Below are 292 nucleotides of genomic sequence, written 5' to 3'. Positions count from 1 at the left end.
AGAACGGCAAGGTAAAGACCTTCAAGATCCGATGCATCCCGGATGCAGAGACACGTGTATCTGCATTAAAATCCGGTGAAGTTATGGGACTTGCGGACAACGGCGCGATCACCATGGACGCTGCGAAGAACCTCTGCGACACAGACTCCAGCTTCGAGATGGACAGCACTCCGAGCCATATGACCGAGTATATCATGTTCAACGATAAAAATGAGTACCTTGCGGACAAGCGCATGAGAGAGGCTTTCAACCTTGCAACAGACCGCGACAGCATCTGCAGCGTGATCTATGG

General features: G+C 51.4%; 1 protein-coding gene. It reads left to right on the top strand.

What is annotated here, in order from left to right; translation table 11 throughout:
* Positions 1-292: ABC transporter substrate-binding protein (locus PZH32_RS13570; protein ID WP_275208783.1), on the top strand; the 292-nt coding region annotated here is incomplete at both ends.

The organism is Adlercreutzia equolifaciens, from assembly GCF_029076695.1.
GTDB classification, from domain to species: domain Bacteria; phylum Actinomycetota; class Coriobacteriia; order Coriobacteriales; family Eggerthellaceae; genus Adlercreutzia; species Adlercreutzia equolifaciens_A.
This window is presented reverse-complemented; position numbering and strand designations above follow the sequence as displayed.